This is a genomic window from Thermoanaerobacterium calidifontis, assembly GCF_055381745.1.
The window spans coordinates 767,008-785,293 of the sequence record NZ_AP042436.1 but is presented as its reverse complement, the minus strand read 5'-3'; the positions used below and the strand labels follow the sequence as shown (position 1 = coordinate 785,293).

At 36.9% G+C, this 18,286-nt stretch carries 20 protein-coding genes, 1 pseudogene and 1 riboswitch; of the genes and pseudogenes, 8 read left to right on the top strand and 13 right to left on the bottom strand.

Annotated features, from left to right (window positions below; all coding sequences use genetic code 11):
• Nucleotides 1–52: 52 nt before the first annotated feature.
• From ACZ42G_RS03950 to ACZ42G_RS03940, 3 genes and pseudogenes are all read right to left on the bottom strand, one after another.
• Complete coding sequence (locus ACZ42G_RS03950; protein ID WP_464851515.1) at nt 53–898, bottom strand: aldo/keto reductase; 846 nt, start codon at nt 896–898, stop codon at nt 53–55.
• 40 nt (nt 899–938) lie between these two features.
• Nucleotides 939–1,842 (bottom strand): annotated as a pseudogene (locus ACZ42G_RS03945) (aldo/keto reductase).
• Between the two features lie 61 nt (nt 1,843–1,903).
• The gene (locus ACZ42G_RS03940) at nt 1,904–2,455 is read right to left on the bottom strand and encodes a flavodoxin (RefSeq protein WP_464851514.1); all 552 of its coding nucleotides are present in this window, start codon (nt 2,453–2,455) and stop codon (nt 1,904–1,906) included.
• A gap of 328 nt (nt 2,456–2,783) precedes the next feature.
• On the opposite strand from ACZ42G_RS03940, the gene ACZ42G_RS03935 reads away from it, so the two are divergent.
• Nucleotides 2,784–3,011, top strand: a complete 228-nt coding sequence (locus ACZ42G_RS03935) for a type II toxin-antitoxin system Phd/YefM family antitoxin (RefSeq protein ID WP_013297379.1) — start codon at nt 2,784–2,786, stop codon at nt 3,009–3,011.
• On the top strand, nt 2,995–3,405 hold the full coding sequence (locus tag ACZ42G_RS03930; RefSeq protein WP_464851512.1) for a PIN domain-containing protein: 411 nt from the start codon (nt 2,995–2,997) through the stop codon (nt 3,403–3,405). Before ACZ42G_RS03935 ends, ACZ42G_RS03930 begins: the two co-directional genes overlap by 17 nt.
• A gap of 128 nt (nt 3,406–3,533) precedes the next feature.
• Here ACZ42G_RS03930 and ACZ42G_RS03925 read toward each other — a convergent pair whose 3' ends face one another.
• The 3 genes from ACZ42G_RS03925 to rlmD all read right to left on the bottom strand — a co-directional run bounded on the left by ACZ42G_RS03925 (nt 3,534) and on the right by rlmD (nt 6,376).
• On the bottom strand, nt 3,534–3,956 hold the full coding sequence (locus ACZ42G_RS03925; RefSeq protein WP_464851511.1) for a cupin domain-containing protein: 423 nt from the start codon (nt 3,954–3,956) through the stop codon (nt 3,534–3,536).
• A 384-nt stretch (nt 3,957–4,340) separates the two neighbouring features.
• The gene (locus tag ACZ42G_RS03920; protein WP_274892451.1) at nt 4,341–4,751 is read right to left on the bottom strand and encodes a type II toxin-antitoxin system HicB family antitoxin; all 411 of its coding nucleotides are present in this window, start codon (nt 4,749–4,751) and stop codon (nt 4,341–4,343) included.
• 263 nt (nt 4,752–5,014) lie between these two features.
• Nucleotides 5,015–6,376 carry a 23S rRNA (uracil(1939)-C(5))-methyltransferase RlmD gene (rlmD, locus tag ACZ42G_RS03915; RefSeq protein WP_464851510.1) on the bottom strand — a complete coding sequence of 454 codons (1,362 nt, stop codon included), beginning with the start codon at nt 6,374–6,376 and terminating at the stop codon, nt 5,015–5,017.
• Between the two features lie 144 nt (nt 6,377–6,520).
• On the opposite strand from rlmD, the gene ACZ42G_RS03910 reads away from it, so the two are divergent.
• Genes ACZ42G_RS03910 through ACZ42G_RS03900 form a run of 3 tightly spaced genes read left to right on the top strand, consistent with a single transcriptional unit; the run spans nt 6,521 to nt 7,551 of the window.
• The gene (locus ACZ42G_RS03910) at nt 6,521–6,703 is read left to right on the top strand and encodes a spore coat associated protein CotJA (RefSeq protein ID WP_085112864.1); all 183 of its coding nucleotides are present in this window, start codon (nt 6,521–6,523) and stop codon (nt 6,701–6,703) included.
• Between the two features lie 2 nt (nt 6,704–6,705).
• Nucleotides 6,706–6,966 carry a spore coat protein CotJB gene (locus ACZ42G_RS03905; RefSeq protein WP_464851509.1) on the top strand — a complete coding sequence of 87 codons (261 nt, stop codon included), beginning with the start codon at nt 6,706–6,708 and terminating at the stop codon, nt 6,964–6,966.
• A 12-nt stretch (nt 6,967–6,978) separates the two neighbouring features.
• Nucleotides 6,979–7,551: a manganese catalase family protein gene (locus ACZ42G_RS03900; RefSeq protein WP_464851508.1), complete on the top strand. Its 573-nt coding sequence runs from the start codon at nt 6,979–6,981 to the stop codon at nt 7,549–7,551.
• Nucleotides 7,552–7,569: 18 nt separating this feature from the next.
• Here the strand turns inward: ACZ42G_RS03900 and ACZ42G_RS03895 are convergent, their stop codons facing one another.
• Together ACZ42G_RS03895 and ACZ42G_RS03890 are read right to left on the bottom strand one after the other, a co-directional pair.
• Complete coding sequence (locus ACZ42G_RS03895; RefSeq protein ID WP_464851507.1) at nt 7,570–9,978, bottom strand: homocysteine S-methyltransferase family protein; 2,409 nt, start codon at nt 9,976–9,978, stop codon at nt 7,570–7,572.
• A 37-nt stretch (nt 9,979–10,015) separates the two neighbouring features.
• Nucleotides 10,016–10,894, bottom strand: coding sequence for a methylenetetrahydrofolate reductase (locus ACZ42G_RS03890; protein WP_464851506.1), 879 nt, complete (start codon nt 10,892–10,894; stop codon nt 10,016–10,018).
• Nucleotides 10,895–10,948: 54 nt separating this feature from the next.
• Nucleotides 10,949–11,043, bottom strand: a riboswitch (SAM riboswitch).
• 149 nt (nt 11,044–11,192) lie between these two features.
• Between ACZ42G_RS03890 and ACZ42G_RS03885 the strand changes: the two genes are divergently transcribed.
• Nucleotides 11,193–12,122: a DUF362 domain-containing protein gene (locus tag ACZ42G_RS03885; RefSeq protein WP_464851505.1), complete on the top strand. Its 930-nt coding sequence runs from the start codon at nt 11,193–11,195 to the stop codon at nt 12,120–12,122.
• A gap of 25 nt (nt 12,123–12,147) precedes the next feature.
• Here ACZ42G_RS03885 and ACZ42G_RS03880 read toward each other — a convergent pair whose 3' ends face one another.
• The 4 genes from ACZ42G_RS03880 to ACZ42G_RS03865 all read right to left on the bottom strand — a co-directional run bounded on the left by ACZ42G_RS03880 (nt 12,148) and on the right by ACZ42G_RS03865 (nt 15,490).
• Nucleotides 12,148–12,960: a sugar phosphate isomerase/epimerase family protein gene (locus tag ACZ42G_RS03880; RefSeq protein WP_464851504.1), complete on the bottom strand. Its 813-nt coding sequence runs from the start codon at nt 12,958–12,960 to the stop codon at nt 12,148–12,150.
• 78 nt (nt 12,961–13,038) lie between these two features.
• Nucleotides 13,039–14,394: a glucose-6-phosphate isomerase gene (locus ACZ42G_RS03875; RefSeq protein WP_085112871.1), complete on the bottom strand. Its 1,356-nt coding sequence runs from the start codon at nt 14,392–14,394 to the stop codon at nt 13,039–13,041.
• Nucleotides 14,395–14,458: 64 nt separating this feature from the next.
• Nucleotides 14,459–14,956: an HD domain-containing protein gene (locus ACZ42G_RS03870; RefSeq protein ID WP_464851502.1), complete on the bottom strand. Its 498-nt coding sequence runs from the start codon at nt 14,954–14,956 to the stop codon at nt 14,459–14,461.
• Between the two features lie 33 nt (nt 14,957–14,989).
• Entirely contained in the window at nt 14,990–15,490 is a 501-nt protein-coding gene (locus ACZ42G_RS03865) for a hypothetical protein (protein WP_464851500.1), read from the bottom strand.
• 121 nt (nt 15,491–15,611) lie between these two features.
• Between ACZ42G_RS03865 and ACZ42G_RS03860 the strand changes: the two genes are divergently transcribed.
• Together ACZ42G_RS03860 and pepT are read left to right on the top strand one after the other, a co-directional pair.
• On the top strand, nt 15,612–16,109 hold the full coding sequence (locus tag ACZ42G_RS03860) for a nitroreductase family protein (protein WP_274892442.1): 498 nt from the start codon (nt 15,612–15,614) through the stop codon (nt 16,107–16,109).
• Between the two features lie 120 nt (nt 16,110–16,229).
• Nucleotides 16,230–17,456, top strand: a complete 1,227-nt coding sequence (pepT, locus tag ACZ42G_RS03855; protein WP_464852106.1) for a peptidase T — start codon at nt 16,230–16,232, stop codon at nt 17,454–17,456.
• A gap of 26 nt (nt 17,457–17,482) precedes the next feature.
• Here the strand turns inward: pepT and ACZ42G_RS03850 are convergent, their stop codons facing one another.
• Entirely contained in the window at nt 17,483–18,256 is a 774-nt protein-coding gene (locus ACZ42G_RS03850; protein WP_085112876.1) for an alpha/beta hydrolase, read from the bottom strand.
• Between the last annotated feature and the right edge of the window lie 30 nt (nt 18,257–18,286).

Here is an 18,286-nt window from a genome sequence, read left to right as displayed (position 1 = left end):
GCCTTTGTATTTCCCTCGCATAAAGTTCCATTTCAATACCCACTTTAATAGCTTATCTCTTTAATGAACAAATCCATTTTACGACTTCAGGGTCCCTGTGTGAAAAGAATGCACTTTCTTTCTTATCCAGTGTCGCAATTTTATCCATATCTTCTGCAGAAAGTTCAAAATCAAATATGTTGAAATTTTCAATAATCCTTTCCTTACGCACTGATTTTGGAATTGCAACAACTCCCCTTTGTACAAGCCAACGCAATATAATTTGAGCAACCGATCTACCGTGCTTTTGGGCCAGCGATACCAGCACTTCATTTTGAAACATGTTGTTTCGGCCCTCGGCAAAAGGACCCCATGATTCTATTTGTACTTTGTATTCTTTCATTATTTTTTGGCTGTCAATTTGCTGGCAAAATGGATGCGTTTCTACTTGATTTACCGCGGGAAGTATTTCATTGTTGAGGATTAAATCAACAAGCCTGTCTGGATAAAAGTTGCTTACTCCAATTGCTCTGACTTTCCCCTCACGGTACAGCTCCTCCATAGCACGCCATGAGCCATAGACATCGCCAAACGGTTGATGAATCAAATAAAGGTCAAGATAATCAAGCTGAAGATTTTTAAGCGATTTTTCAAAAGCTTTTTTAGTGTTTTCATAACCGGCATCTTGAACCCAAAGTTTTGTAGTAATAAAAAGTTCTTCTCTCGGAACACCACTCTTTTTTATTGCTTTTCCTACAGCTTCTTCATTGCCGTATGATGCAGCAGTATCAATAAGACGATACCCTGCTTCAATTGCATCCAGAACACAACGTTCACACTCGTTAGCATCATTTATTTGATAAACGCCAAATCCTAAAATTGGCATTTCCACGCCATTATTTAAAACTACTTTTTGCATACAAATACCCCTTTCAAATACATTAATTTAAAATCAAGAATTAAAGTGCACCGACTATTTTGTGTGGAACATACAGTTCCTCAAGGTAAGCAATGTCATCGTCTGTAAGTCTTACATTGAGAGCACCTACAGCGTCGTCTAAATACTTTGCCTTTGTTGCACCAATAATTGGCGCTGTAACTCCCTTAGCAAAATGCCATGCAAGAGAAATTTGCGTCATTGTTACATCATACTTCTTAGCAAGTTCATTTACGCGAAGCACTATTCCATAGTCTGTCTCTTGGGTACTATCGTACTTTGACATTGCAGTTTTATCTGTCTGGCTTCGTTTCGTATCTGCCTTCCATTCAAGACGTGAAAGCCTTCCAGCAGCAAGTGGACTGTATGGAGTAAGTGCAACATTCATTTGCTTGCAAATCGGAATAAGTTCCCGCTCATCCTCACGGTAAAGCAGATTGTAGTGATTCTGCATTGAAACAAACTTTGTCCAACCGTTCTTCTCGGCAGAAAGCTGCATATTGTAAAATTGGTAGCCATACATTGCTGAAGCGCCGAGAGCTCTCACCTTTCCTGCCTTGACAAGACTGTCAAGTGCTTCCATCGTTTCCTCTATCGGTGTGTCGTAATCAAACCGATGTATAATGTAAAGATCAACGTAATCTGTGCCCAAACGTTTTAGTGAGCCGTCAATCTCACGAAGTATCGCTTTTTTTGAAAGTTTGCCTTCGTTAAAATAAACTTTAGTAGCTATAACTACCTTATCACGAGCTATATTGTTCTTTATCGCACGGCCAAGATATTCTTCACTGGTACCGCCAGAATTATACATTTGCAGTGTCAAAAAAATTTATGCCAAGATCAAGAGCATGTTTGATTATTGCTTCACTATCTTCAGCGTTTAGTGTCCATGCATGAAAATTACTTGACGTATCACCAAAGCTCATGCAACCTACGCAAATACGAGAAACAAGAATATCAGAATTTCCTAATTTTGAATATTCCATTTTACTTTTCCTCCTCAAAATTATTTATGTATTTTTGCAGCCATTTCTCAATCTCAGGCTGATCTGAATGTACATTGCTACCTTTTATAGCAAGCCCTTTTTCAAGCCTTGCATTTGGACAAGTCTTTCTTATATCGCTTTCGCTGTGTCCCAAACCACTTCCTTCATGTGTACAGACCGGAAGAATGGTTTTTTCGGTAAAGTCATATTTCTCAAGAAAAGTAAATACAGGCATAGGCATAGTTCCCCACCAATTGGGATAGCATAATATGATAATTTCATAGTCGTCAATATTATCAAGATATTCTGAAAGCTCAGGTCTTGCATTATCACGTAATTCTTGCTGAGCAACTTTTGTAGCTTCTGTATAATCATCAGGATATTTTTTTACCGTGTTAATGCGGAACAGTTCACCGCCGGTTATTTTCTGAATCATTTTAGCTACAACTTCCGTATTTCCAACTGACAAATTCACAATGCGACCACTGACATAATTGCCTCCTTCTCTTGAAAAATAGGCTATTAAAATTTTTTTGTCATTAAATTTATTCATTTCTACTCACCTCTTTAAATCAATACTTTAAGGATATAATTATGTATTAATATAATGATAAGCCTTTGAGTTAACTCTAAGTCAAGAGGTTTTCAACAAATATTCTTTGAGTTATCATAAAAAAATAATTTTTATGATATGTTATATACCCAGTTTTTGCGCATGCCTCACACTCATTGTAGGAAACCTATCCTCTGAAATTTTGATCACATATACTGTACGATTGTAAAAATAAAATTGTTCGATTATTATTGATAATTTTAATCTTATCTTTGTATAATAATATTAGGAAATTGAAATAATGAATTTTGTACAAGGAGGTATCACTATGCAAATAACAGCAACCGAATTTAAGAACAATATTGGAAAGTATCTCGCCCTTGCCTCCAAAGAGGACATATATATTACAAAAAACGGCAAAGCCATTGCCAAGCTTACAAACACAAAACAGGACAAAGTTGAAATGGCAAAATCCTTGTTTGGTATACTGCCTGCCGATGCTTCTTTGGAGCAGGCGAGAGAGGAGCGCTTGAGCCGTCATGAACGTATTAATTGATACCAACGTCATGCTGGACGCCATGCTTTCCCGCTCGCCTTTCGCTGAAGACGCGCAAAAATTGTTTATTATGGCCGCCGAGGAAAAAATCAACGTGCATATAACCGCAAGCTCCATTACGGATATCTATTACCTTCTACACAAATATCTGCACGACAAGAAGCGGTGCAAGCAGGAAATATATAAAATCATAAAAATCTTCAACATCCTTGACGTCACTGGCTCCGACTGCGAGAAGGCGCTTGAGCTGCCCATTGAAGATTATGATGATGCCTTGCTTGCCGCATGCGCCAAGCGCAGGAAAATGGAATGCATCATTACCCGGAACATTAAGGACTTCGTCAACTCGCCAGTCAGAGCTGTATTACCCGGCGACTTTCTGAAAAGCATATAAGACTTCAGCCATCTAGCTTACCGGATGGCTTTTCCTTCCCAACATTTAGGATCACAAACAACCATTCGTCGATTCCAATCATAGTCTGCATTTAATGCATTCAGAAACAAACACTTTATTTAAAAATTTCAAAGTAATTTGTCATATTCTTCATCGGTAACCGGTTCACACCATTCAGTGTTTGCTCCTTCCGTCGGAACTGTTAATGATAGATGTGCAAACCCTTCATCCTTGACAGCGCCGTGCCAATGCTTAATCTCCGGTGGTATATATACTACATCGCCGCTTTTTAATAGTCGTGCATCTTTCCCAGCTTCTTGATATAAGCCATGCCCACCAACACATATAAGTATCTGACCACAGCCATGATGTATATGCCAATTGTTTCGGCATCCAGGTTCGAACGTAACATTATGAATATTTACTTCTTTATCATTTAAGAGGCTTAAATAGCTCTTTCCAGTAAAATATTGTGCAAATGCTACATTTTCCTCACCTAATGGAAAATCAGATATCTTTTCTAATTCATTTCTATCCCTAATAAAATTCACTCCATTCTAGACCAAACCTCTCCAAAAAGAACATCATCGTTTAATTCAGCAAATTTTGGGGCAAATGAGCCAAGGGCATCTCTGCCTGCCGTTTGTTTTTTCATCGTAAAACTTCCCTCCTAAATACTTTTATATTTTCTTAATTATTTTTTTGCAGGTGCTCCGCCTATAAAAACATTTATAGGTACATCATTTGTTACATGTTAATATCATGATAATCCTTTGAGTCAACTCCAAGTCAAGATGTTTTTCATTTTTTTAAACGCCTCAAGAAATTATTAAAATCTTGTAGCCATCTTCTATGAAAATTATGAAAGTTATTTTGTTGTGATAATCTCTTAATAGTGAATAATCATAAAAAAATAAAGCACCCATTTAGAGTGCCTATTGCTTATATTCTCTAATCCCTAATTTTTCTTTAAGAGCTTCTTGAAGCACCTGTGAAAAGTTTATTTTGCTTCTTTCGGCGATACTATTGAGCCATGATGGTATTGTCAGTGTTTTCTTTACATAAACAGTTTTAATATTACTTCTATAGTATGGCATCCATACTTCTATCGGAACAACAATTTGATTATCTTCTACTTTTATTTTAGAAATAGGAGTTGGCTCTGGTATAACATCTCCATCATCTTCCATACCTGAAATATGAAGTGCCATAGCCTCTTTTGCATTTCTTACAGCTTCTTCTTCATTATCTCCACATGTAAAACAGCCAGGTAAATCGGGAAAACTGACAGAAATACCGTCAGAGGCATAATCAAATATAGCAGGATAAATATATGTTTCTTTCATCTAAAAGCCTCCTTTTGGCTTGTTTTCAGGGAGGGGGGGTAAAACTCAATCAAGTTTAAGTCCTACCTGATCCAAAATACTTTTTGCAGTTTTAAAAGGATAAAAAACAGATAAATCAATGTAAATTTTTTAGTTTATTTCAACAGGACCTGGAGATACACATAAAAATACATGGTTTCTCTGTATCTCCACCACCAAAAAGCACATTTTCGGCAAATGGCGAATCACCGAAAGACCCTGTATTTAAATCATTTTTTAGGTGCTTATTTGTTTTTTACATTTGTCAACAGCGCCACCGTCTCCACATGATGTGTGTGAGGAAACATGTCAACGCATTTTACTTTTTCCACTTTGTACTGTCTTTCAGTAAGCATCTTTAAATCTCTCGCCAGGGACACAGGATTGCAAGATACGTAGATTATTTTTTCTGGGTTCAACTTTATGATGTCCATTATAGCCTTTGGGTTTACTCCTGGTCTTGGAGGATCTAGCACAACCACATCTGGCTTTTCGTTTATTTCCCTTATCTTTTGTGCGACATCGCCTGCTATAAACTGTATATTACTAAGCCCATTTAATCGCGCATTTTCACGTGCAGCATCGACAGCTTCTTCGACAAGTTCTATGCCTACTACTTTTTTAGCTAATGGAGCCATTATCATCCCTATAGTCCCAGTGCCGCAATACAAGTCAAATAAAACTTTATTGGATATTTCACCTGCGAATTCCCTTGCTATGCTGTAGAGCTTCTCTGCACCTTTTGAATTAGTCTGAAAAAATGAAAATGCGCTTATCTTAAATTTAAGACCAAGTATTTCTTCCATTATATAGTCTCTGCCGTACAAAACTGTAAGTTTTTCGCACTTAACTGCATCAGAATAGCTATCATTTACAGTGTGCAATATGCCTACAAGTTTACCATTTAATTTTATACTTCTAAGTTCATCTATTAGTTTACTAAAATCGTGTTCTATCTTGGATGTTGTTATAATATTTAAGAGGATTTCGCCTGTATTTGTTGCTTTTCTAATGACTAAGTTTCTCATATAACCTTCGTGTGTCTTTATATTATAATGTGGTAAACCTTGCTGTCTTGTATAATTTAAAACATTTTTTAAACATGCAATAAAATCGCTGTCTACAATCCTGCAGTCATCCGTCGTTATAATATCGTAAAATCTACCTTTTACGTGAAGCCCCAACTGCATCTCACCATTGTCATCTATTCCAAATGTGTATTCCATTTTGTTTCTGTACGAAAAAATATCAGGGCTCCCTACAATCCCTAAAAATTCAAAATCTTTTACATCTGCTTCATCAAGAAGCTTTTTTACATAATCTTCTTTTAACCTTAATTGATCTTCGTAATTTATATTTAAATATGCACAACCGCCACATTTGCCAAAATGATTACATACATTACCATGTTCCAACGGTGATCTCTCAAGTATATCTACAACGTCTGCCTCAATTTCCTTACCTTTTATTCTTTTTATTTTCACCTTTACATTTTGTCCTTTAATGGCACCTCTCACTTTAATAATACGGTCATCTAAATATGATAACCCGTAACCTTCTAAATTCATATCATCTATATTAATTATTATTTCTTCGTTTTTCTTCATATCGCATTACCCCTAACCTATTTATATACAATATATATACCATACAAAGCAAAATACGTCAAAACAACCTGCATCCGCATTTTATCACACAAATATATATTTATGAATATTATATATTGAAAACATTAAATGGGGGTTTTATATATGTATGAGTATAATGGGTTTTATATACAAAGTTATGACGCGGGACAAAAAGGCTTAGCCGAAGCATATATACCCATGCAAAGGTATGTATCATCATATCCTCCTGAACAAGGTTTAAAGCGTGGGACGATTTTTCCAGAATTGGATAAGCCGTACATGGAAGAAAAAGCGAGGGGGTACTGACAATGGACGCAAATCAAGTAGCTCTCATCAAAAAAATAATGGAATTGGATTTTGCTTGTATTGACTTAAATCTCTACCTTGACACACATCCTGATGACCAAAAAGCATTAAGAGACTACAATTACTATAGCCAACAGTCAAGATCTCTAAAGGCACAATATGAGCAGCTTTATGGTCCGTTGATGTCTTTTGGTGAAACACCTTCACAATGCAACAGGTTTAAATGGGTAGATGACCCATGGCCATGGGAAATTCAATATTAAAGAGGTGATACTATGTGGGTGTATGAAAAGAAGTTAGAATATCCTGCCAATGTGTGTAAACCAGATGTTAAGATGGCTAAATTCTTAATTGCACAGTATGGTGGACCAGATGGCGAATTAGCTGCGGCATTGAGATACCAAACTCAAAGATACACAATGCCTACAGGACAAGCAAAGGGAACATTGACAGACATATCCACAGAAGAATTTGGCCACTTGGAAATAATTGCCACATTGGTCTTTAAACTGTTAAAAGGCGTACCAGTAGAAGAGCTAAGGAGAGAAGGCCTCGGAGAACAGTACACAGAGCACGATAGAGCTCTTTTCTATAGCGATACGACAGGTATGCTATGGACCGCTGCATATATCCAGGCCAAAGGCGACGTAATCGCGGATCTTCATGAAGACATGGCAGCAGAAGAAAAGGCGAGAGCAACGTACGAACACCTTATAAATCTAACTGACGATCCTTGTGTAAAAGATACATTAAGATTTTTAAGAGAAAGAGAAATTGTACACTTCCAGAGATTTGGAGAGACTTTGGATCTGGTGCAAGAACACCTAAGAAGCAAAAAGATATTTTAAAAGCCGGTCATTCCGGCTTTAATTTGTTTCACTAAACACCTTATCTGCTATCCTTACAGCTTCTTGTGCGTTTGCGCCGTAGTAATCAGCTCCGATTTTCATAGCATAATCTTTTGTAAGTACGGCACCGCCTACCATTATTTTTATATCATATTTTTCTCTTAATATTTTAATGGTCTTTTCCATATTATTTAGCGTAGTTGTCATCAGGGCGCTAAGCCCTACCAGTTTTGCATTTGTCCTCTTTACTTCATCTACAATTATAGATGGTTTGACATCTCTACCAAGATCTATGACTTCATAGCCATAATTTTCAAGCAGCACTTTTACTATATTTTTCCCTATATCGTGTATATCGCCTTCAACTGTTGCCAGTATTATTTTCCCTTTAGAGCCCATCCCTTTAGGCATTTTTTCCTTTAAAACCTTAAAAGCGCTTTCCACAACTTCAGCAGAATTTAAAAGCTGTGGAAGAAAATATATCCCTTTGTCATACTTATCTCCTACATCTTTAAGCGCAGGTATTATCGTATTATCTACTATGCTTAATGGTTCTAATCCTTCATTAAGTATTTCCATCACTAATCTATCTATATCAGCCTTTTTGCCATCTAATATATTTCTGTAAAGCATCTCGCTTGCATTACTATCTGTTTTTTTCCCTACAGATAATACTTGCGTCTTATTTATCCCATCATCTTTCTTATATGTATTTATGTATCTTTCGCATCTTTTATCCCTTGATGATAAGACCATCGAAGCGTTCAATATATCCATTGTTATCTTATCATTTGGATTGACTATAACAGCATCTAAGCCGTATGATATCGCCATCGCAAGAAATGCAGTATTTATAAGTTGCCGCTCAGGCAATCCATAAGATACGTTGCTAAGTCCTATGACCGTACTTACTCCAAGCTTAGACTTAACAAGATTGATGGCTTTTAATGTTTCCATTGCTGCTGTCTGCTCAGATGACACTGTAAGTGCGATACAGTCAATTATTATATCTTCTTTTGGTATTCCATACTCTAAAGCAGCTTTTACAATCTTTTCAGCGTTTCTAAGCCTTTCATCTGCATTTTTAGGAAGACCGTCATCACTTATTGTAAGTCCTATAACACTTGTGCCGTATTTTTTGACAATAGGCAATATTTCTTGTAAACTTTTCTCTTTTGCACTAACAGAATTTATAATAGGCTTACCTCTTACTATCCTTACTGCTTTTTCAATTGCCTTTACATTGCTACTATCTATCTGCAATGGCACATTGACGATGTTCTGTACCTGCGAAACGATTCTAGGCATCAATTCCTCTTCATTTATGCCAGGCACACCAATATTCACGTCAAGTACGCTTGCCCCAAGCTTTTCCTGCGATACAGCTTCGTCGTAGATCAGATTATAATTGCCTTCTTTGATAGCTGCACTCAATTTCTTCTTTCCTGTAGGATTTATCCTTTCGCCGATTACACACACAGGATAATCGCTGCCTATGAAAACAGTCTTTGTATTTGATGAAACTGCTGTGTATTCTTTCACGGCAGTTTTTTTCTCTGTATCATGTATCTCAGCTTTCAAAAGCTTAATAAATTCTGGAGTCGTCCCACAACAACCACCAACAATAGATGCCCCGCATTCTAAAAGCTTTTTTGTCTCGACGGCAAATTTCTCTTTCGTAATGTCGTAAAGAGTCAATCCATCCTCTAAATGAGGCATTCCTGCATTTGGCTGCGCCAAAATTGGTATCCTTGAAACTTCAGCCATCTTCTTCACTATGTCTGCCATCATGTCAGGTCCCGTAGAGCAATTGACACCTATGGCATCAAGGCCAAGCCCTTGAAGACTTACTACTGCTGTAACAGGGTCTGTCCCCATAAGCGTCCTTCCATCTTCTTGAAACGTCATGGTACAAATTACCTTTAAATTAGTATTCTCCTTTACAGCAAGAATAGCCGCCTTCGCTTCTAATATATCTGACATAGTCTCAATAAGTGCCAAATCAGCACCGGCTTTTTCCCCTTCTACAGCAACCTCTGCAAAGGCACTATAAGCCTCGTCAAATGTCAGCTTGCCAAAAGGTTCCATCAATTCGCCAATAGGCCCTATAGAAAGAGCAACAGCTTTATCACCAGCAGCTTTTCTGGCTATCTGTACTGCGCTTTTGACTATTTCAGGCAATTTATCTGAAAGATTGTAAGATTTTAATTTTATCCTATTGGCGCCAAATGTATTTGTCTCAATAACATCTGCCCCTGCATCAATATACGACTTGTGGATTTCGTACACAATATCCGGATGTAAGAGATTGTAATATTCAGGGCATTCTCCTGATTTAAGTCCTTTTTTCTGAAGCATAGTGCCCATTGCTCCGTCAAAGACGATTATGCTATTCTTTAAATTCTTAAAAATATCCAATTGCAACATCTCCTTATGATGACTACAATACTTCTTCTATATCATTTTATCTCATGTTCTTTACGCCATTTACAATGTCAACAACTATATCTGTCTTGCCAAGTGGCATGATATGAACACCACCCACTTTATCTTTTATCTTGTTTATAAATTCTATTGCAATTTTTGTCCCTTCACCTTTTTCACCGTTTTTCAACCTGTCTATTATTTTCTCAGGTATCTCGATGCCAGGCACCTTTTCGTTCAAGTTAACAGCCATCTTATAGCTTTTAAGGGGTAGCACCCCTACTAAAACCGGAATATCAAATTGCTCTACGGCATCAAGAAATCTGTATAAAATCTCATCATCGTAGACAGGCTGAGTCTGTATGAAAGATGCTCCACATTCTATTTTCGTCCTTAATTTTTCTATTGATTCAGGTCTTAAATCATTTGGATTTGCTGTTGTCCCTATGCAGAAATTTGTAGATGATTCTAATTTATTTCCGTTGTAGTCAAAGCCATCATTTAGCGACTTTGCTATCTTCACAAGACCTACAGAATCTACGTCGTACACGCCTGTTGCCTGTGGCACATCACCTCGTTTTGGATCATCTCCTGTAAGTGCAAGGATATTTCTGACTCCAAGAGCATACGCACCCAAAAGCTCTGCTTGAAGGCCAATAAGATTTCTGTCCCTACACGTTAAGTGAAATATGGTTTCTATATTTAGATGATTTTGCAAAAGATGTGCCAATGCAATAGGGCTCATTCTCATATTTGCCATAGGACAATCAGTTATATTTAAAGCATCTGCTATTCCATATAATTTTTTTGCTTCTTCAATAGAATTCGAAATATCAGCTCCTTTTGGCGTCGATATCTCCACGGTTATGACAAATTGCTTATTTTTAAGTTTCTGGCACAAATTTTCAGAATTTCGCAAAACGACCCCTCCTTAAAATAAAAAAACTCTTCGCCAAAAGAAGAGATATTTTTGCTCCCATCTTTCAGCGATATGCTGCTGGAATTGGCACCGTGATATCCGGTTGCCGAGCTTCATAGGGCCAGTCCCTCCGCTGCTCTTGATAAGAGTTTACTATATTAATTTATTAAATTATATGATACCGTCCTCTGGTACAATTGTCAATGAAATATTTGTTGAAATGTTAAAATTACTTAGGCTTTTTGCTTAGATATTTTAATTTTTGATAAAATGCAAATCATATATATGAGGTGATTTTATGAGGTACAGAAAAATTGTAGAACCAGTAGTAGCAATAGCATCTGGCCCTGATGAGATACAAAACTTAAATACCGCTTTAAACTTATTACCTTTGCAAAATCTAATCGAAACGGGTAATACCGTTGTAATAACGCCAAATTTCGTTAAAAGCAAGCCTCCTCAAAGCGGTACGATAGTAGGACCAGATACATTGAGAGCCCTTATAAGATACGTAAAGTCTAAAAATCCTGGCAGGATTGTGATTGCCGCCGGCTCTGGTGGAGATCCTACGCCTAAAGTTTTATCTGACAATGGATTTGATAAAGTCATTTCAGAAGAAGGCGTAGAATTTGTAGATCTAAATTACGGTCCTTACGTAGAATTGCTGCTGGACGACTGTCTTTTAAAATCAACAAAAGTAAATGAACTTTATGAAAAAATGGATGTACTAATTTCATTCACTCAAATGAAAATACACGAAGAAGCTACAGTATCGCTTGGAATAAAAAACATAGCTTTAAGCTGGCCTCCCGCAGAAATACACGGATTTCCCAAAAAAAATTTAGGCATACACGATGACCTTCACAATTTCATAAGGGCTATGGCTGAAAAAATATCTATAGATCTTACGATATTAAGCGGTCAAGAAGCGATGATAGGCACAGGGCCATCAGAAGGAAAGCCTATCAATGCAAACATGATAATAGCAGGAACAGATCCTGTAGCAACAGATACAGTAGGTGCCAGAATGTTTGGACTTATGCCTCAAGGCGTCAACTACTTGTTTCAATGTGCTAAAAGAGGTATAGGCACAGGTGAGCTTAAAAATGTCACTATCAAAGGCATACCATTGCAACAAGCTGAACTGAATTTCTCTACGCAGGCGTATGGCTATGGCATCGCCTTAGATTCAAGCGGAATAAAGCAGATGGTGCCAGGAAAAGTCTAAAGATAAGGGTTTACTTCCCTTATCTTTATTTTTCAAAGATGCTTTTTAGGTATTCAATGCCTTCTTTTAAATCATCAATATCCTTATAGTTGTTTCTGTAGACTTCCATTATGATAGATCCATTGTAATCCAATTTTTTTAACTCTCTATTAAGCTTTGCAAAGTCAAAACTTCCTCTGCCTGGAAGGTACAAACTGCCGCAATCATCGTAATCGCATAAATGGACATTGACGAGTTTATCTCCCATTGATTTTAAGTATCCAAATGGATCTTTCTTGCTTTTCATCGCCTGCTTTATATCCAATGTAAAATAAACATTTCTGCTTTTCACAGACTGTCTTATGAATGTAGCAAATTCTGGATATGCAAACCAACACCAATAGACATTTTCCCAAGAAAATTTAACCCCATATTCTCCTGATGTATCAGCTATATAATCTACATATTTCGCAATCTTGTCAAAATCAATATTAGGCGTCGTATCTTTTTTAACAGCAGGTCCGTGAAAAACGTAAATCTTTGCCTTAAGTATCTCTGCCGCTTTCAAGACTTTAATAAGCATCTTTGAGGCATCGTTCCTTTGCCTTTCAGTTGCTGAAAAAAGCTGCGGTTCAAACTGAGTGCCTATAGCATGTATTGAATTAACTTCAATGCCGTATCTATCTAAATCATCCCTCATAGCTTTGCAATAATCTTCATCATATTCGCTGTAAGATTCCAAAAAAACTTCCACACTCTTTATGCCCATTTTAGCTATTATAGGAATCGTTTCCTCTGTAAGATAGTCAGGATAAAAACAAGCCGTCGATATGCCAACTTCCATTTCATCACCATCCAAAAACAATTCTCATATATAATATTATACATGAAATCATTCTGACAAAAAAAGATATGCCAATCGGCATATCTTTCATAACTATCTCTTTAGCCTCTTTTCCAATTCCTCTTTCTCTTTTTCATAACCTGGTTTGCCTAAAAGTGCAAACATGTTTTTCTTGTACGCTTCAACGCCTGGTTGATCAAACGGATTAACGCCATTTAAATAACCGCTTATGCCACAAGCCATCTCAAAGAAGTATACAAGGTATCCAAAATTGTAAGCCGATATCTCAGGCACATTCACAATCAGGTTAGGCACTCCGCCGTCATTGTGAGCAAGCACCGTACCTTCAAAAGCTTTCTTGTTTACGAAATCAACTGTCTTGCCTGTCAAGAAATTAAGCCCGTCAATGTTATCTTTATCTTCATTTATAGTTATTTCTTTAAGTGGTCTTTCAACATTTATGACAGTCTCAAACATTATCCTGCTGCCATCTTGAATGAATTGTCCCATTGAGTGCAAATCTGTAGAAAAATCAACTGAAGCAGGATATATTCCTTTGTGATCTTTTCCTTCACTTTCACCAAAAAGCTGTTTCCACCACTCTGAAAAATAGTGAAGCCTTGGCTCATAGTTGACTAAAATTTCAACTGATTTTCCTTTCCTGTAAAGAGCATTTCTTACAATAGCATACTGCATACTTAAATTTTCTTTGATGTCCGGCTTTTTGAAGACTATAGATGCATCGTATGCACCTTTCATCATTTCATCGATATTTATTCCTGCAGCCGCTATAGGAAGCAGACCTACAGCCGTCAAAACCGAGTATCTTCCACCTACATCGTCAGGAATCACAAAAGTCTCGTATCCTTCTTCGTCAGCCAGTTTTTTAAGGGCACCTTTTTGCCTGTCTGTCGTAACATATATCCTTGACTTTGCTTCTTCTTTTCCGTATTTTTTCTCCAGGAAATCTCTGAAAACTCTAAAAGCTATAGCTGGTTCTGTAGTAGTGCCAGATTTCGATATTACATTTATAGAAACATCTTTTCCTTCTAATATTTCTAATAAATCTTGAAGATATGTAGAGCTTATGCTGTTTCCTGCAAAGTATATCTCTGGTGCTTTTCTAACAGATTGCGGTAAAACATTGTAAAACGAGTGTGTAAGCATCTCAATCGCTGCTCTTGCACCTAAATATGAACCACCAATACCGATAACCACAAGTACATCTGAATCTGATTTTATCTTCTCTGCAGCTTTTTTAATGCGAGCAAATTCTTCCTTATCATAATCTTTAGGCAAATCAACCCATCCAAGGAAATCGCTTCCCTGAGCTGTCTTGTTAAGCACCATATCTAATGATAGAAGCGCTTGCTTCTCAAGATATGATATTTCGTGCTCATTGACAAAGTTTAGCGCATTTGAATAATCAAAGTTTAATACATTTGTCATATGTAAACCTCCAATCTTTTTTTACATCTCATATTTTATACCATATGATACATATTATCAAGCTTTAGCTTAGAAACATATCGTTTGCAATCATCTTGCCTGTCTGTGTCTTAAAATTTTTCTCAATAATACTTGCCACATTTTCTTTATCCTTGTACAATTCGTCTTCTTCGATGTTGACTAAAAGATCTGATTCCCATATTATCTGAAAATCGATTCCATCATTTTTAGACGCCGTATGGTGTCCACCTATAATGTATGCAACTCTATCTATAATATCCTCATCTTCATTATTTTTTAGCATTATTTCTCTTGCAATCGGTGGTCCTTCTATCTCCTGATATTTGCCAGATGAGCTGCCATACTTCTCCTCAGCCTTTTTGATGCCAATATCGTGCAAAATTGCACTTATGTATATGACCTTTTTCATCTTTTCATCTGCAATATTCTCACCGTAAACAATCCTGTCAGCGTAGTTAAGCACTTTCAACGCGTGATTTATCCTCTTTAAGTCAGTGCCATAGTATTCTTTAAGCTCAATGATGTATTTAAGCCTCGACATAAAATCATCTCCCATAAATTTAATTGAATTCAATTAATTAGTATTTACACCTGCAGAACCGTGATTCTGTTTTTTCTTGTAAAGATAATATGCTGATGCAATTATCACAGCTGACACTATTGGCTCTATATCTACACACTGGCACTCAACGTCAAAACCATCGAATGTGCCGCCTAATCTACCTGTTGCGGTAGACCCTCGAAAATTTATGAGAACGTCAAATCCATCAACAATGCCTCCGCATCTGCCATAAACTGTATTCCCTTCATGTTTCAGTTTCAGGTCATGCCCATCAATACTACCGCCAATCCTGGCATCTACAAAATCACTTCCGATATTGCCAGATATGTCTTTTCCAAAAATCGCTCCCCCAAATCTGCCATTGATAGTACCATCAGTCAAAGAATACTTTATGTTTATATCATCACCAATGACAGAACCTCCAATTCTTCCATTAACATTTCCATCTTCTAACAGCGCATATATGTCATATCCTGCAAATACACCGCCGATTCTGCCTTCAATGCTACCCATCACATATCTCCCCCTTATCTTTACTATTATTTTTGCATAATGATAGTTTTACGTCAATAAATATTTTATAAATTTTGAAATCAAATTTATTGTGGTTATAATATAGATGGAGGTGTTTTAAATGGATGCAATAGAAGTATTAAAACAAAGAAGAGCTGTCAGAACTTTTGAAGATAAGCCAATACCAAAAAATATTTTAGAGGACATAATCGATTGCGGAAGATTGGCTCCGTCAGGAAACAACGCTCAACCATGGCATTTTGTGGTTGTCACTGATAAAGAGACTCTAAAGTTTATATCAGAGAAGGCTACATACGGTAAATTTATAAAAGATGCGGCAGCATGTGTCGTAGTATACTGCGAGAAAGACAATAGACATCATCTGGAAGACGGAGCAGCTGCAACAGAAAACATAATGTTAGCAGCAAAGGCACACGGCATTTCTTCATGCTGGGTCGCTGGATATGACCGCAGTTACGAAAATGACATTAATGAGCGGCTAAACGTTCCTTCTAATCTAAGGATGATTTCTATCATTCCATTAGGATACAGTCAAGACAATCCAGCCCCAAGAAACAAAAAATCATTGCAAGATGTAATCCATTGGGAGAAGTTTTGATGTTTAACTTCTGTATAATTTTATTAAAGCCTGGTAACAGCCCAGGCTTTAATTCTTTTAAAATTTTTTTATAAGTGATAAAATTAAATTGTAGAATATTTTGTGAAAGAAGGGGTAATATTGGAAACTGCAGTTGAACGGTTTTTAAGGTACGTAAAATATGAAACGACATCTGATGAAAACTCTTCGAAATGTCCAAGCACGGAAGGCCAGATGGTTTTTGCAAAAGTCTTATCTGACGAATTGAAATTCATAGGGCTTGAAGACGTTTCTGTTGATGAAAATGGCTATGTAATGGGCGTGATACCATCAAACATTGATAAAAATGTGCCTGTTGTGGGATTTATAGCACACATGGATACAAGTCCTGATATGTCAGGAAAAAATGTAAATCCTCAGATTATAGAAAGCTATGATGGAAATGATATAGTCCTAAATAGAGATCTTAATGTAGTTTTGTCGCCAAATGATTTCCCTGAATTAAAGCAGTACATAGGAAAAACTTTGATTACAACAGATGGGACGACTCTATTAGGCGCTGATGACAAAGCAGGCATTGCAGAGATCATCACAGCTTGTGAATATCTTATTTCGCACCCTGAAATAAAACATGGCACGATAAAAATATGCTTTACGCCAGACGAGGAAATTGGAAGAGGTGCTGATAAATTCAATGTAGAAAAATTTGGAGCAGATTTTGCATATACAATCGATGGTGAAAGCATTGGACAGTTAGAGTACGAGAATTTTAACGCTGCTTCAGCCAAAATAACAATACACGGTAGAAACGTCCATCCAGGTATGGCAAAGGGTAAGATGAAAAATTCAGTATTGATTGGGGTAGAACTTGCTTCCATGCTTCCACTTGAGGAAACACCTGCTAATACGGAAGGATATGAAGGCTTCTATCATCTGACCAATTTTGATGGAAACGTAGAAGAAAGCCACATGCAATACATAATAAGGGATTTCGACAAAGAAAACTTTGAAAACCGAAAAAATTATCTGATAAATTTGATCAACAACTTAAATGAAAAATACGGCGAAAATACTGTTGAAATAGATTTAAAAGATCAATACTACAACATGAGAGAAATAATAGAAAAAGATATGAGGGTAGTCGATATTGCAGTAAAGGCCATGGAACTATCTGATGTTAAGCCTAATATTTCCCCAATAAGAGGAGGAACAGACGGTGCAAGGCTTTCATACATGTGCCTTCCTACTCCCAATATCTTCACTGGCGGTCACAATTTCCATGGCAGATACGAATACATACCTGCTTTTGCTATCGAAAAAGCTGTGGAGGTAATATTGAATATTGTAAAACTTGTAGCGGAAGTATAATTTTAAAGGGCCAATAACTGGCCCTTTTAGCTTAATTTCTCTTTTAAAAAAGCTACAGACTCATCTATGGCTCTTTTCTCCCAATCAAGCCTATTAAACGTATGGTCTGAACCATCTATTGATACTCTATGACCTTTTTCTTTGTAAACCGTCTTTAAAATTTCCTCAGATACGGTGTATGGAACAGCTTCATCTTTAGTCCCATGAATTATAAGTACATCTTTGTCATATCCTCTTGCAGATTGGAAAATATCGATGTCAATTATATCGGATACGAATCCCTTCCCTAAGGCAAGACCTCCTATGTCCACAAATCCATGTTGGCTAAGCAAATTTCCGGCTTCGCTTTGAGATTGGAGTATAATTATATCTCTCATGTTGAAAGCAGGGGCCCATAACACTAATGACTTGACGATGTCTTTGCGCTCATTTGCAATAATCGCAGCTATCGCACCACCCATGCTAAGTCCTAATATTCCTATATTATCAACATCTGTAGCCGGGTGATTTTTGACAAATTCTAAGATATGCCTTGCATCTTCTACTTCACCGCTGAATGTCATATCCATAAAATCTCCGTCACTTTCTCCAGAACCATAAAAATCAAATCTGACGCTGCCAATGCCTACCTTTTCCAGCTCTCTCGACAATTTTACAAATATGAAATGGGACTCTACTTTGTTGCCAGTAAAGCCGTGAAATATAGCTACCATTGGTACTTTTCCGCTTGCACTATCAGGAATGTGCATCATACCTCTCAATGTCTTAGATCCATACGTAAGCTCAACTGACTTTTGCATAATATCACCTCTCTTTTTTCTAAATTATAC

Excerpts from the sequence above, each read along its gene's own strand:
- ACZ42G_RS03875 (WP_085112871.1), bottom strand. The coding sequence starts at position 14,394 with ATGACAAATGTATTAAACTTTGATTATTCAAATGCGCTAAACTTTGTC.
- ACZ42G_RS03895 (WP_464851507.1), bottom strand. The coding sequence starts at position 9,978 with ATGTTGCAATTGGATATTTTTAAGAATTTAAAGAATAGCATAATCGTC.
- ACZ42G_RS03905 (WP_464851509.1), top strand. The coding sequence starts at position 6,706 with ATGGACGCAAATCAAGTAGCTCTCATCAAAAAAATAATGGAATTGGAT.
- ACZ42G_RS03950 (WP_464851515.1), bottom strand. The coding sequence starts at position 898 with ATGCAAAAAGTAGTTTTAAATAATGGCGTGGAAATGCCAATTTTAGGA.
- ACZ42G_RS03865 (WP_464851500.1), bottom strand. The coding sequence starts at position 15,490 with ATGGGTAGCATTGAAGGCAGAATCGGCGGTGTATTTGCAGGATATGAC.
- ACZ42G_RS03850 (WP_085112876.1), bottom strand. The coding sequence starts at position 18,256 with ATGCAAAAGTCAGTTGAGCTTACGTATGGATCTAAGACATTGAGAGGT.
- ACZ42G_RS03910 (WP_085112864.1), top strand. The coding sequence starts at position 6,521 with ATGTATGAGTATAATGGGTTTTATATACAAAGTTATGACGCGGGACAA.
- ACZ42G_RS03920 (WP_274892451.1), bottom strand. The coding sequence starts at position 4,751 with ATGAAAGAAACATATATTTATCCTGCTATATTTGATTATGCCTCTGAC.
- ACZ42G_RS03935 (WP_013297379.1), top strand. The coding sequence starts at position 2,784 with ATGCAAATAACAGCAACCGAATTTAAGAACAATATTGGAAAGTATCTC.
- ACZ42G_RS03930 (WP_464851512.1), top strand. The coding sequence starts at position 2,995 with ATGAACGTATTAATTGATACCAACGTCATGCTGGACGCCATGCTTTCC.
- ACZ42G_RS03860 (WP_274892442.1), top strand. The coding sequence starts at position 15,612 with ATGGATGCAATAGAAGTATTAAAACAAAGAAGAGCTGTCAGAACTTTT.
- ACZ42G_RS03900 (WP_464851508.1), top strand. The coding sequence starts at position 6,979 with ATGTGGGTGTATGAAAAGAAGTTAGAATATCCTGCCAATGTGTGTAAA.
- rlmD (WP_464851510.1), bottom strand. The coding sequence starts at position 6,376 with ATGAAGAAAAACGAAGAAATAATAATTAATATAGATGATATGAATTTA.
- ACZ42G_RS03940 (WP_464851514.1), bottom strand. The coding sequence starts at position 2,455 with ATGAATAAATTTAATGACAAAAAAATTTTAATAGCCTATTTTTCAAGA.
- ACZ42G_RS03870 (WP_464851502.1), bottom strand. The coding sequence starts at position 14,956 with ATGTCGAGGCTTAAATACATCATTGAGCTTAAAGAATACTATGGCACT.
- ACZ42G_RS03885 (WP_464851505.1), top strand. The coding sequence starts at position 11,193 with ATGAGGTACAGAAAAATTGTAGAACCAGTAGTAGCAATAGCATCTGGC.